The organism is Legionella sp. 227 (assembly GCF_043161935.1).
Classification (GTDB): Bacteria; Pseudomonadota; Gammaproteobacteria; order Legionellales; family Legionellaceae; genus Legionella; species Legionella sheltonii.
Genome location: NZ_CP171154.1, coordinates 626,253 through 640,068, shown reverse-complemented (window position 1 = coordinate 640,068; position 13,816 = coordinate 626,253). Strand labels below are relative to the sequence as shown.

The following is a 13,816-nucleotide window of genomic DNA, read 5'->3' as shown; positions in this document are numbered from 1 at the left end:
ATGCGTCATTTGGATGCATGGATTAGGAGCTGATGCTTCCGATATGATGGGGTTAGTCGATCAGTTAACTGTTTCTGATGTGGCGTTACGTCATGTGTTTATTAATGCGCCCCAGCGTCCAGTGACCCTTAATGGCGGGATGATCATGCCTGCTTGGTATGATATTGTTGGCATGAAATTAATGGATAGGGAAGATAAACAAGGGATTGAACAATCGGAATTACTGATTCGTAAGGTTATGGATGAACAATTAAATGATGGTTTTACTTACGATCAGATTTTTTTAGCAGGTTTTTCGCAAGGTGGGGCGATGGCGTTACATACTGCGCTGCATACAACGGCTCGTTTGGCTGGAGTTGTGGCTTTATCAGCTTATCTACCATTAGCAGCCCATACCCGACCAAAACTGGATAAGGGCACACCTTTTTTTATGGGGGCAGGACAATTTGATCCTCTTGTTTTATCTCAATGGACTGAATCAAGTAAAGATTGGCTATTGAATAAAGGATACGAACATATTTCTTATTATAAGTATCCCATGGAACATTCAATTTGTTTTGAGGAAATTAAAGATCTGAGTCTTTGGTTGAGACTTAAAATTCGGGGAGAAGCATAATGCCCGTAGTGAGAAAGGCACGTACCGTTAATTACACCTGTGAACAAATGTTTGCATTAGTGAATGAAGTAGAGCGATATGCGGAGTTTCTACCTTATTGCACAGAAAGTTTAGTACATCATCGGGATGAAGATGAGGTACAGGCCACTTTAGTTATTGGGGCGGCCGGTATGAGTAAGTCATTTACTACCCGCAATAGATTACAAATTAATAAAATGATAGAAATTCGTCTTGTTGATGGTCCATTCAGCCATTTAGAAGGCTTCTGGCGCTTTGATGAAGTTGAAGAGGGATGTAATGTTTCTTTTGATTTGGAGTTTGAATTTGCAGGGCGTATGTTTTCCATGTTGCTCGGCCCAGTATTTGAACAAGTAACGGATAAAATGGTTGATTCATTTTGTGAACGAGCCAAGGCTATTTATGGTTAAAGTGGAACTGGTGTACGTGACTGCGGAAAAAAAGACAGTTCATATGACTCTCGATCTTCACCATGAAGCAACCGTTTTTGATGCATTGAGTGCATCAGGAATATACCAAACTTACCCAGAAACCCGAGATATGCCCGTGGGCATTTATGCCAAGCAAGTTTCTTTGGAGCAGGTTTTGCAGGAGGGTGACCGGGTGGAAATATACAGACCTTTGGTTTTGGATCCTAAAGAGAAACGGCGTCAAAAAGCTACTCGTGCTCGCCAGCGCACGTAGCCTGCATGCTGTAGTTTTGTAGTCTGGATTAACAGCAAAGTAATCCGGAATTTTTGTCCTCATCTCGAGCGTATCAAGGGTGCTCTACGCGATAACACGGTGTTATGCTGGGCGATCCCTCGACACGCTCGAGATGACGAAGTCTTGATAATTTCTATTATTCCTGGTTAATGTCTGGGTGATTGAGTCCTGGCCCTGGTTTAAATTGATCACGTTCTATACGAGTTAGAGTATCGTTGTGGAAATATAAACTTAATGTAGACATGGTTATAGGCCCATGACCTCTACGCCAGGTGTAAGCATAGTCCCAGCGGCTATTATTAAATGTAGGGCTTAACAGACTGGTACCCATTAGTATGGCAACATCATTCTTGCTCATTCCTACTTTAAGTCGGTCTATTCGAGATTTTGGTAATAGGTTTCCCTGCTGTACTACGCGTCGAGATAAATCAAAGGTGGTACATTGAGTCAGGGTTAAAGTAAATACAATTCCAAGTAGAAAAATTATTATTCTCATTTTTTTTGCCTATCGTGAAAAATTTCGCCATAATAACACGTCATTTACTGAAAGACACCTAAGTTCATAACAGCAAAGAGGACATTGATGGAAGAAAGCAAGCAACTTAAGAATGCTGGATTAAAAATTACTTTACCACGTTTAAAAGTATTGCAAATATTGGAACAATCTCCAAATCATCATTTAAGTGCGGAAGGTGTGTATAAGGCCTTATTGGAAACTGGAGAAGATGTAGGCCTTGCGACGGTTTATCGTGTATTAACGCAGTTTGAGACAGCTGGACTCGTTAATCGCCATAATTTTGAAGGAGGGCATTCAGTATTTGAATTGAGTCAGGGAGCTCATCACGATCATCTCGTCTGCATCAAATGCGGCTGTGTTGAGGAATTTGTCGATGAAGTCATTGAGCAGAGACAAAAGACTATAGCTGAACGCGCCAATTTTCAGATGACCGATCATGCATTAAATATTTATGGGATATGCCCACGTTGCCATTCAGACTGATAAATTCCTCCACTGTTATTTTTCCTTTTTTCCCAAAAGAAAATAGGTCTTTATTTCACCGATCCCTTTCATTTCCACAGTTCCTCGTGGTTCGACAATGAATTCATCTTGAAGCATAAAAGCCATTTTTTCTGAAATATGGATTTTATTAGGAAGGGAAGATTCTTCTAAACGGCTGGCTAAGTTGACCACGTTGCCCCATATATCGTAAACAAATTTTTTATGGCCTATTATCCCAGCGATTACCGGACCATATGTAATGCCAATGCGCAATTGGAGTTCCATTTGATTTTCTTGATTGAAAGTCCGCAATCGTTCTTGGATGGCTAAAGCATAGTTCGCAATGTTGATCGCATGTCGTGTGGTTTGTTCCGGAACACCTGATACAGCCATATAGTTATCGCCAATGGTTTTAACTTTTTCTACGTAATACTTTTCAGTGAGTTTGTCTAGTTCAGCAAATAAGCGGTTTAAAAGATTAACGGTCTTTTTGGCGCCTAATTCTTCCGTCATTTGTGTAAAGTTAATAATATCCGCAAACATCACGCTGGCTTGCGGGAATTCGTCAGCAATACCTTTCTCTCCCATTTTCAAGCGTGAGGCAATGGATTCAGGCAAGATATTCAATAGCAATAAATCATTTTCCTCATTTACCCTAGATAATGTTTTTAATGCATGAATAATAAAAACGAGCATGAGTATTGTTGATAAAAATGAGAGTGCGAGTGCCAAAGCGATAATCTTAGACATTTTGGCTTCAATTTTTTCATTCGTTAAGAAGGTTCGGTCATTAACGAGGTTAAAAAATTCCTCTAAGGGCCGCATCACCTGTAATTTTGCCTTCATGTAATCTTTATCAAAAAGCATTTGTTTGGCTAATTCGGGATTAGGTTTCTCGATTCCTGATTTCGCTTGATGTGTTCCATCAACCAAATTCATCGCTTTAATTTCAGTCTCTGCAAGTTTATTGCTTTTATTTTCTGCATCGGTCAATAAGGAAAACTCTTTGAGCGTAAAATGATGTTCTAACATCATTGATGCTAACGATTTTGCTGGACCATAGGATTGGGGAACATTATTACCAATAACCAAATCCCAATACAATTCGTCATAATTTACAGGGCGAGGCGAGGTGCCATTACGTATTGCCAAAGTTTCATAATAGTAATCACGGTATTTTTTCTCACCTGTTATCACATAAAGACGAGACAACTCAGTTAAATCATCAGAACTCTGACGGAGCTTATTGGCTAATTTATACAATTGATAACGCTCGTTTCCATCAATAACTTCTTGAACAGCAATGTGCTTTAATGCAAATAAACATACGATCAAACTCACAAGCGTGATTGCTAAAAAAAGGAAAAAATAGTTTAAAAGGCGCGTCTTTTTAAGATGGAATTTTTTTAGCACATTTGACTCATGTTCTTTGTCAACTTACTTTGAAGAATAGCTCATTTATAATCGTTGGGCTATTTCTAATAACTCATTTTAAATGCTATTCTTAGTGAAGAAGACAGTTGTTTTATTAAGGAATTTTAGGACAAGTCTTAATTTAGTTCAGGGATTATTAATGAAATTGTTATTTCTAGGGGCTGGCAGCGGTATAGGAACGGATTTTGGAAACTTCCAATCCAATATGTTACTTATAGCCGATAGTGGTAAAAAACTATTGATAGATTGTGGCACCGATATTCGTTTTTCGTTAACTCACGCTGGTTATCGTTCTCAAGATATTGATGCGCTTTACGTTAGCCATTTGCATGCTGATCACATAGGTGGAATCGAGTGGCTCGCATTTCAACGTAAATTTGCTGCTCAGAATGGAACCCCTCAACTGATTATTCATGAACACTTGGTGCAGCCATTATGGGAGCATAGTCTAAGTGGGGGCTTGAGATCACTTAATGAAAAAGAAGCAACGTTGAGTGATTATTTTGTGGTTCAAATAGTTAAAGATGGAGAAATTTTCAATTGGGAAGGTTTGAAGTTAAGTTTAGTGCAGACAATTCATATCCATTCAAATAAGGAATTGATGCCAAGCTATGGTTTAAATATTGGCCATAAAGGAAAATCATTTTTTATCACTACTGATGCGCAATTTACCCCAGATCGTTTCAAAAGCTATTTTCGAGACGCCACAGTAATTTTTCATGATTGCGAAACCTTAGATGTGCCTAGTGGAGTGCATACCCATTTCAATCAGTTGGATACATTGGCCCCTAAGATTAAAGCAAAGCTTTGGTTATATCACTACAATGATGGAGAGTTACCTGACGCTAAATCACATGGTTTTGCCGGTTTCGTTCGTCCTGGACAAGAGTTTGATCTTGGTTAAAGCTATCTAAGTGAATTAAAAAAACATATAATCAAAAACAATGTCATGGCAAAATTATCCTTTAAGATAGCGATCCTTAGGAATTTCTTTTTTTCAAAGTAATAAGCGGGCAAGAGTATCAAAAAACTCAAGTTTTATTCTTAAAGATTAATTCATTGCATTGATATAATGACTTACTGTTTCAATCGGGGATATGGATATTTATGTGGATTGTATGGATTGCACTTTCGCGACCTTACACGTTTATTGTAATGGCTCTAATGCTTCTCATTATTGGGCCTTTGGCAATAATGCGTACTCCTACAGATATTTTCCCTGACATCGATATCCCTGTGGTGAGTGTGGTATGGAATTACACCGGCTTGCCTCCCGATGAAATGGGTAACCGCATTACGAGTGTGTTTGAACGTGCTGTAACCACTACAGTCAATGATATCGAGCATATCGAATCGGAATCACTGATTGGCGTTGGCGTCGTCAAATTATTCTTTCAACACGGTGTGAATATTGATATCGCTCTGAGCCAGGTCACGGCAATCGCACAAACCATACTCCGCAATTTACCACCCGGAACTTTACCGCCATTGATCTTAAGTTATAAAGCATCAACAGTTCCGGTCTTACAACTGGTGCTTTCCAGTGCGACCATCCCAGAACAAAAATTAAATGATTTGGGCAATAATTTTCTTCGTACGCAACTGGCAACCGTACAAGGAGCGGCAGTTCCATATCCTTATGGAGGTAAAATTCGGCAAATACAAGTCGATTTGGATTTACAGGCAATGCAAACCTATGGTGTCTCTGCACAAGACATTAATAGCGCAATTCTTGCCCAAAACCTAATTATCCCCTCAGGAACACAGAAAATTGGTGAATATGAGTATATTGTCAAATTAAATGGCAGTCCACTTTCAGCAGTTGAATTAAATGATGTGCCTGTTAAATCAACGCCTGGTCGAGTTTTATATATTCGTGATGTGGCTCACGTACGAGATGGATTCGCACCGCAAACCAATATCGTACGGGTCGATGGAAAGCGAGCGGTCATGATGTCGATACAAAAAACTGGAAATGCATCCACTTTAGATATTGTACATCGGGTAAAGGCTTTATTGCCTATAGTGAAGGACATGCTTCCGGAAGGACTTAATTTATCAAATTTTGCGGATCAATCCATTTTTGTCACTGCAGCCATTCGTGGGGTGATTGTTGAAGGAGTCATCGCTGCAGCATTAACGGGTCTCATGATTTTACTTTTTTTAGGAAGTCTGCGTAGCACCTTTATTATTACCTTGTCTATTCCACTATCCATCATTGCATCGATTACAATCCTTTCAGCTTTGGGTGAGACGATTAATATTATGACGTTGGGAGGGTTAGCACTTGCTGTGGGTATTTTAGTTGACGATGCGACCGTGGCAATCGAGAACATTAACTGGAATTTAGAGCAAGGGAAAGAAGTAGAACAGGCTATTCTTGATGGTGCGAAACAAATCGCAATACCTGCGCTGGTATCAACCCTATGTATTTGTATTGTTTTCGTACCTATGTTTTTTTTAGGGGGTGTCGCTCAATACTTATTCGTACCTTTAGCAGAGGCGGTAATTTTTGCGATGCTGATGTCCTATGTGCTATCACGCACACTGGTAGCTACACTCGCAAAATATTGGTTACACAAACATGAACTGATGGGCGAGGAGAAAAATAAAAGCCGCATGGCTCGTCTACATGCACAATTCGAAGATAAATTTACACGGCTCCGCTCCCGTTATTCTGAATCATTATCATGGGCATTAGACAATGCCAAAATTTTTATTCCTTGTTTTTTAGCTTTTGTTGGTGTCTCTATATTATTACTCTGGCCATGGCTTGGTTCAAATTTTTTCCCTGATGTGGATGCGGGACAAATTAAATTACATATTAGTGCGCCAACAGGGACGCGCGTAGAGGAAACAGCACGACTGGTTGATAATATTGATACGGTGATTCGGCAGGTGATACCTCCTAAGGATTTGGAAAGTATTGTTGATAATATTGGTTTGCCTGTGAGTGGAATTAATTTATCGTACAGTAATTCAGCAACAAATGGTCCAGAAGATGCCGATATCCTAATTTCCCTGAAAGATGGGCATCGCCCAAGTCCAAGTTATGTTCACCAGTTGAGATCTGTTTTAAGAGAACGTTTTCCTCAAGTGACTTTTGCATTTTTACCGGCCGATATTGTAAATCAAATTATCAATTTTGGTTTGCCATCACCAATTGATATTCAAGTTATCGGCTTAAAAAAAGAGGAAAATGCACATCATGCGAATCAATTGATGAGTCAGTTGAAACGAGTTCCTGGCCTTACTGATGTACGAATAAGACAGGCCAACAACTACCCTGAATTTTTTGTAGACGTCGACCGCAGTTTGGCAAATGAACTTGGATTTACTCAATTCAATGTTGCCTCTGATTTATTAATTACGTTATCTGGTAGTTTTCAGACAACCCCTACATTTTGGCTGGATCCTAAAAGTGGTGTTTCTTATCCTATTGTGACGCAAGCACCACAATATGTGATGACTTCGTTAAATGACTTGCTCAATATCCCAATCGGAAGTTTAACCACACCGAGCCAAGCACAAATTTTAGGTTCTTTTGCCACATTGAAACGTACCTGGACCTCTGTGGTTGAGTCTCATTATAATGTTCAACCGGTGATTGATATTTTTGCTTCGATACAAGACAGAGATTTAGGCTCGGTGACAAAAGATATCGAGAAAATTATTCGCGATACAAAAAAAGATTTGCCAAAAGGATCCTCTGTAGCGATACGTGGACAAATTGATACCAAAGAAAATGCGTTCAATGGCTTATATTGGGGATTGGCATTTTCAATCTTGTTAGTTTATTTATTGATTGTTATTAACTTTCAATCCTGGACTGATCCTTTTATTATTATTACTGCATTGCCTGCCGCGATTGCTGGAATTGCTTGGATGCTATTTCTTACTCATACGGCATTAAGCGTACCTGCTTTAACGGGAGCAATTATGTGCATGGGGGTTGCAACAGCAAATAGTATTCTTATTATTAGTTTTGCTCGTGATCATCTAGCGGTTGAAAATGATCCAATGAAAGCAGCCCTTGAAGCAGGAAAAACGCGTTTACGACCGGTAATGATGACTGCGTTAGCGATGATAATTGGTATGTTTCCTATGGCGCTGGGTCTTGGGGATGGCGGTGAACAGAATGCTCCTTTAGGACGTGCAGTCATTGGAGGGTTATCTTTTGCGACGGTAGCAACACTCTTTTTTGTCCCTGCGGTTTTTTATGTCATTCATGAACGCAAATTGAAGAAAAAGCAAAGGAAGGATCATGCTTAAAACGATCAAGTCGCAGATACAGAACCACCGCCATAAACGACTTATTATGGCGCTCACTGTTTTTTTATTCATTCTCTTAGTGCTCATTGTTTTACGTGTTTGTGCCGCGATAAGCTTGCGCAATGAGACACTTGCAGACGCAGTTCCTGTCGTTCGCGTGATGAAAGCAAAACAAGAAAAAGGACTTGATAAAATTATATTGCCTGGTAATGTTCAGGCTTGGCATGAATCACCTATTTTTGCCCGGACTAATGGCTATGTAAAAAAATGGTATGTCGATATTGGCAGTCGTGTGAAAAAAGGGGATTTGCTTGCTGTCATTGAAACCCCAGAGCTTGATGCACAGGAACGCCAGGCAAGGGCAGATTTAAATACCGCGATTGCTAATAATCAACTGGCACAGATTACAGCAAAGCGTTGGCTTAATTTATTAAAAACGGAATCTGTTTCCCAACAGGAAACGGATGAAAAGGTGAGCACCGCTGCAGCTCTTGAGGCCGCCATGCTTTCAGCGAAGGCTAATTTGCAACGTTTACAAGAGTTAGTAGGATTTGAACAGGTTACCGCACCTTTTGACGGAGTCATCACGGATCGTGCTACAGACATCGGTGACTTAATTGATGCGGGAAGTAGCTCAACCGCACAACCATTATTTCGTATTGCGCAAACAAGTCCTTTGCGAATTTACGTCAAAATTCCTCAGTATTATTCAGCACGTATCAAACCGAATATGACGGTAAAACTGCATTTTGCAGAGCATCCTAAACAGGTTTTTCCTGCAAAATTATATGAAACAGCACATGCTATTGACCCTAAGACGCGAACTTTACTCGCTCAATTTATTTCCCCAAATAAAAACGGGGAATTATTACCTGGTGGTTACACCGAAGTATGGTTTACTTTACCCGTTCCTCCTAAGACAGTCATTTTGCCCGTTAATACCTTGCTCTTTCGTGCACAGGGATTACAAGTAGCTGCTTTAGGTAATGACAATAAAATTGTATTGAAATCAGTAACAATTCGACGTGATTTTGGTGCCAAAGTTGAAATTGCTACTGGGGTATCGCCAGGCGACCGAATTGTGGTTAATCCTCCTGATTCTATTATAAACGGCGAAGTCGTGCGGGTTGTTTCATGAAAAAGTTGATCAGTGCCGGGGTTCTCATTTTTGCATTGGTGGGGTGTTCCTTAGCCCCCCCTTATCATCGTCCAGCCATGCCAATCCCTGAACAGTTTAAGGAACCTGGAAAATGGGTGAAAATTAAATCAACACCCCAAATTGCTGCTCCTGATGCTTGGTGGTTGGCCTTTCACGATCCGGTGTTAAATGATTTGGAACAACAGCTGAGTGTGGCAAACCAAGATTTGAAATTAGCCTATGCCCATTTTCAGGAGGCCATTTCATTGGTTCAGGTTGCCCGTTCGTATTTTTTTCCTACTGTTCAAGGGTTATTCAATGCGGATAGACAACAAAATTCACGAACCGTTGCTAATCCTCCAGCGACTCCCGTATTTAATCAATTTTTATTAGGTGGTTTTCTTAGTTATGAGCTGGATGCATGGGGCAGTATCCGCAACACAGTCCTTGCCAATGAAAGTAATGCCAAGGCGAGTGCTGCCGATATGGCTTCGATTCGATTAAGTTTACAAGCCGCTCTTGCCACCAATTATTTGGCTTTAAGGGGAAGTGATGAGGCACAACGAATTTTAGACACCACCGTTGTTGCTTATCAAAAAGCCCTTTACTTAACCAAAAAACGTTATCAAGGCGGGGCGGCACCTATATCTGATGTCGACGAAGCTGAAACACAGCTTGAGAATGCCAAAACAATGGCTGCCGACATGCGCTTACAGCGGGCTCAGCTTGAACATGCGATTGCGGTATTAATTGGAGAAATACCTAGTAATTTTTCATTGGCCCCTGCAAACTCACCTAGAGTTTTCTTAGCAATAGCCCCTAATTTACCTTCAACTATTTTAGAGAGAAGACCTGATATCGTAGCTGCTGAATCTCGAGTTATTGCCGCAAATGCAAATATTGGCGTAGCGCGCGCGGCTTTTTTTCCTGTAATTGATTTAACTGGTAGTGGCGGTTTTCAAAGCAGGAGCTTATCCAATCTCATTTCGAAACCCAGTCTTTTTTGGTCGCTCGGCCCTTTGAGTTTATTATCCTTAACTCAACCTGTAGCTGAAGTGACTCTTTTTGATGGGGGGCGATTGCGAGGTCTACTAAATCAAGCTAAAGCACAATATTTCGAAACAGTAGCTACTTACCGACAAACCGTGTTAACTGCATTTCAGGAAGTGGAGGATAATCTGGTTGCAATCATTCAGCTTGATAAGGAGTATCAAAGTCAAAAAGCAGCGGCTCGTGCAGCCAAGCGAGCTTGGGATCAGGAATTGTATCGATATAAAGGTGGTCTTGTTACTTTTCTGCAGGTGGTGGTTGTTGAAAATGCTGCATTGCAATCAAAACTTTCATTAATCAACATTTATACGCGCCGACAAATTGCCAGTATTCAGTTAATTAAAGCTTTAGGCGGGGGTTGGTCTTTAGACTCAGGGAAGAAGAGTGAGTCAATGAATAAAGGCAAGAAATAATCGCAACTAATGCCTTGGAAACTCTTAGTCTTTGTCCTCATCACAAGTTGGGCTTAGTCGCTGTTTACGATTAGTCATCCTGAGGAGTTTACGACGAAGGATCTCCTAATTTGAGCATCCTATTTTATCATTATGCTCATAACCCTACTCGAGATCCCTCACTATGTTCGGGATTGCAGATGTTAGATATTGCGCTGACTCGCAAGAATATAGACGTAAGCTGGACGCATTATACGTTCCTTAAATACTGGACAAACACTGAGATAATATCGGAAGCAGCACTACATAGGTAGCCAAAAAAATGCGCATGAGATTATTTCGTAATGAGGAGAACCCTGGCATGCATGGTGAGGGAGAAGATGAGATACAAGAACCAGTAAAAAAATTCGTTCGAACCAGTGAAAAATTGCTTGCCAAACTTTCAAAATACCTCGACGAACTGGATTCTGATTCTGAAAAAGAGCATGAACTACATAAAGAATATGAAATAGCGGCTGAAACCATTCTGGAAATCCATTGTGAGCAAATAGTAACAGACGCGAGCCAAGTTCTAATTAGATTATTAGAAAACTATATAAACAAAATAAATACACATCTTCTCTCTTCCTCTTTTTTTGAGCAGCCCAATCGTAAAACAGATCTCATTCTCGCCAAACATTGCTTTAAGTTATTAAATCCTGATCTTGCTACGGGGCGTATGGGTGATGCCGCGATTTATCATTTACTGAAATATCTAAACTTACATCCTGAGAAGTTGGATATGAAACAGGGCGCTACACAAATACTATGTGCCTTCTTTTCTTTGTACAGGCATTATACTGATGGTCTCTCTGAAGAGCTGAGCAAGCAATTACAAGTTCACAATCTTTGGGATGCTATAACTTATGGGGATTGGGTGAGTCCTTTACTGGTTGACATGAGTTATAGTTCTGGTGAGGCGAGAAAAAGTGGTTTTGAAAAATTATCTGCCGTTCAAAGCTGGATGCCTGAGAATATGTCCTCTTTTCAGCAATTATTTACCCTAAACGCCCTGGCCGGACTAAAAAGAAAATGGATGAATAGTGAAGACAGAAGGAGCCTGATATCTGGGCTGGGGCAATTGACAGCCTGGATTTCTCCCGCATCGAAAGAAGAAATTGTGGAGAATCTGGCTTTTCTTTTGGCACAAGATAATTATGAAATGGCATACCCAATCTCACAAACTATAAAAAAATTAATGGAGGGTAGGACTTTCTATAAACCCATTGATTCCTGTATTAATGTTTTGCTCAATCACAGAAACGTTCTTCAGACGCTTGGATCAATAACGGGGGCATTTAGTGTACTTAATAATATTAATGAGTTCAGTGAACAGGCTTCCCCCGATTGCCAAACCATGTTGATGGCATCTCTTAGCCAAGAATTTTTACAGGTTTCGGATGTTAAACTGAGTGGTCTTCTTTGCAAGTCGTTCAACCAATTACACGTACCCTTACCCCCAGACATACAAGACGATGTGCTTGCGAAAATAGCCCGCTTGTTACGTTATCATAAAGATCGCTCGCCTCCCCGCAGTAATTTTGATGATTTTTGTGATACGTTCATAAAATTCAGCGACAATATGACTCGCACATCACGGGAAAACCTATGCTGTGACGTATTTAAGAGTTTTATCCGTTATCATGGCTGGGAAACTATTTCAAAACCGGTTAACAAACATTTTTCTAAGCTCATTGAAATGATGTCTCCAGAGAAACAAATACAACTTATTGAGCATGCACGTTCTCAAATGATTGTTGAATCCGTACCCGATCTATTTGATACACGGAAGACTTTTTTAGAGTGGAATAGTCAAGCAATGATTAATTCGATAACCATTATCGCGGCCTTAATTGGTACTGTTACTGAGAAAATGGAAATGCATACCCGATTTTTTGATGATCTCATGGCCCTTGTGATGGATAAGGAGCAATATTATGAGACTATATCAACAGCAACAGATACACTGAATAACGTGCATTGGCATTTATCTGATGAATACAAAATCAAAACGATTCAAGATTTGTTTCTTTTAATTAATCAAAAGACAAAATATTATCACCAAAGCAAGACGCCTTTTGCTTTAAAACTGATAGGACATCTCTCCGCGGGTTTAAGCGAAACCACTCGTGGGGCTGTAAATGATGAATTGTTGGCACTTATCCATAAAAAACGATCGCCTTACCTGAAGTGTGATGCTATTGCAGCACTTATAAAATTGCAAGTGATGCTCAACCCCAAAAAACGTATTGCTGTTGCTGAATCCTTAATGACCTATTTAAAAAATCCTCGAAAAAAGAAAATAGTCAAAGTAAGCATTATCAACTTCATTAAGCAAGAGCAAGAAAGAAATCCTTTGCCTGTTTATGAAATGGCGATTCCCATTCTTATTGACGTTATTAAATTAAAAACCAAACATCTTAACTTTCAAATTGCTGCCTGTCGGGCCTTGTGTCAATTTACCACGACGCACAACTCTGAATTAAAGCGAAGTATTACCTCTGCTTTAATTGATGCAATAAAGAACACAACCGATACGGGTCTTTGGCAAGCGCTTTACCAATCCATCGTTGCGCTACAGGATTGGCTAGCGCCCGAACAAAAAACCAAATTTATGTTTGATTTAATTGAAACCATACCAAACACTAAAAAAAATGACCAGGCTCAGCGTATAAAAGCACTTTTTACTTTAAGAGACTGGTTGCCTGCTGAACAGCAATTGCCAGTACTCGAAGCGACATTAAATAATCTTCTAATTAATCTCGACTGTGTTGATAAAAACTATCGATTATTAGAAGAGTTAATGCCTATTCTTAACGATTCTGAACGCACCAAGGTTATCCATCATTTGATAGAACATTTGGATCATGATAGTCCCTATATGGCTCGCTACCTGATTATGAAGTATGCTTCTAGCCTCAATGACAATGATAAAATATCCCTTTTAGCACGACTGCGGAAACTTGCGTCACAGGGGGAAAGTTGGGAGACAAATAGGGCCAAGTCACTCTTCGTAATGATTTATAATATTTACCATCAAGGTATAATAGAAAAGCTCTTGGATAAGGTCGCTCAGCAGCACAATTTGCCGATGGAAATTACGCAGCATATCATGGACTATGCACTCTAGCATCAGCGTCCACATGTGTTTA

10 protein-coding genes and 1 pseudogene are annotated in these 13,816 nt (G+C 40.0%); 9 read left to right on the top strand and 2 right to left on the bottom strand.

The features are described 5' to 3' along the window. The first annotated feature begins 13 nt into the window (after window positions 1-13). Genes ACF8MK_RS02650 through ACF8MK_RS02640 form a run of 3 tightly spaced genes read left to right on the top strand, consistent with a single transcriptional unit; the run spans window position 14 to window position 1,318 of the window. Window positions 14-616 (top strand): alpha/beta hydrolase, encoded by a 603-nt coding sequence (locus tag ACF8MK_RS02650; protein WP_392538998.1) that lies wholly within the window; start codon window positions 14-16, stop codon window positions 614-616. Next, window positions 616-1,044 (top strand): type II toxin-antitoxin system RatA family toxin, encoded by a 429-nt coding sequence (locus ACF8MK_RS02645; protein ID WP_265702148.1) that lies wholly within the window; start codon window positions 616-618, stop codon window positions 1,042-1,044. Before ACF8MK_RS02650 ends, ACF8MK_RS02645 begins: the two co-directional genes overlap by 1 nt. Further along, on the top strand, window positions 1,037-1,318 hold the full coding sequence (locus tag ACF8MK_RS02640; protein ID WP_392538075.1) for an RnfH family protein: 282 nt from the start codon (window positions 1,037-1,039) through the stop codon (window positions 1,316-1,318). The genes ACF8MK_RS02645 and ACF8MK_RS02640 overlap by 8 nt, the downstream gene beginning before the upstream one ends. A gap of 157 nt (window positions 1,319-1,475) precedes the next feature. On the opposite strand, the pseudogene ACF8MK_RS02635 reads toward ACF8MK_RS02640, so the two are convergent. Beyond that, window positions 1,476-1,866 (bottom strand): annotated as a pseudogene (locus ACF8MK_RS02635) (outer membrane protein assembly factor BamE). A gap of 56 nt (window positions 1,867-1,922) precedes the next feature. On the opposite strand from ACF8MK_RS02635, the gene fur reads away from it, so the two are divergent. Further along, window positions 1,923-2,339 carry a ferric iron uptake transcriptional regulator gene (gene fur / locus ACF8MK_RS02630; RefSeq protein WP_265702151.1) on the top strand — a complete coding sequence of 139 codons (417 nt, stop codon included), beginning with the start codon at window positions 1,923-1,925 and terminating at the stop codon, window positions 2,337-2,339. 15 nt (window positions 2,340-2,354) lie between these two features. Here fur and ACF8MK_RS02625 read toward each other — a convergent pair whose 3' ends face one another. Further along, window positions 2,355-3,752: an adenylate/guanylate cyclase domain-containing protein gene (locus ACF8MK_RS02625; protein WP_392538074.1), complete on the bottom strand. Its 1,398-nt coding sequence runs from the start codon at window positions 3,750-3,752 to the stop codon at window positions 2,355-2,357. A 160-nt stretch (window positions 3,753-3,912) separates the two neighbouring features. Here ACF8MK_RS02625 and ACF8MK_RS02620 point away from each other — a divergent pair, with 160 nt between their 5' ends. The 5 genes from ACF8MK_RS02620 to ACF8MK_RS02600 all read left to right on the top strand — a co-directional run bounded on the left by ACF8MK_RS02620 (window position 3,913) and on the right by ACF8MK_RS02600 (window position 13,794). Then, window positions 3,913-4,677 (top strand): MBL fold metallo-hydrolase, encoded by a 765-nt coding sequence (locus tag ACF8MK_RS02620; protein WP_392538073.1) that lies wholly within the window; start codon window positions 3,913-3,915, stop codon window positions 4,675-4,677. Window positions 4,678-4,880: 203 nt separating this feature from the next. Continuing rightward, window positions 4,881-8,045 carry an efflux RND transporter permease subunit gene (locus tag ACF8MK_RS02615; RefSeq protein ID WP_392538072.1) on the top strand — a complete coding sequence of 1,055 codons (3,165 nt, stop codon included), beginning with the start codon at window positions 4,881-4,883 and terminating at the stop codon, window positions 8,043-8,045. Continuing rightward, complete coding sequence (locus ACF8MK_RS02610) at window positions 8,038-9,183, top strand: efflux RND transporter periplasmic adaptor subunit (protein ID WP_392538071.1); 1,146 nt, start codon at window positions 8,038-8,040, stop codon at window positions 9,181-9,183. Before ACF8MK_RS02615 ends, ACF8MK_RS02610 begins: the two co-directional genes overlap by 8 nt. Next, complete coding sequence (locus ACF8MK_RS02605; RefSeq protein WP_392538070.1) at window positions 9,180-10,646, top strand: efflux transporter outer membrane subunit; 1,467 nt, start codon at window positions 9,180-9,182, stop codon at window positions 10,644-10,646. The genes ACF8MK_RS02610 and ACF8MK_RS02605 overlap by 4 nt, the downstream gene beginning before the upstream one ends. Before the next feature lie 340 nt (window positions 10,647-10,986). After that, window positions 10,987-13,794, top strand: a complete 2,808-nt coding sequence (locus ACF8MK_RS02600; protein ID WP_392538069.1) for a hypothetical protein — start codon at window positions 10,987-10,989, stop codon at window positions 13,792-13,794. Window positions 13,795-13,816: the final 22 nt, after the last annotated feature.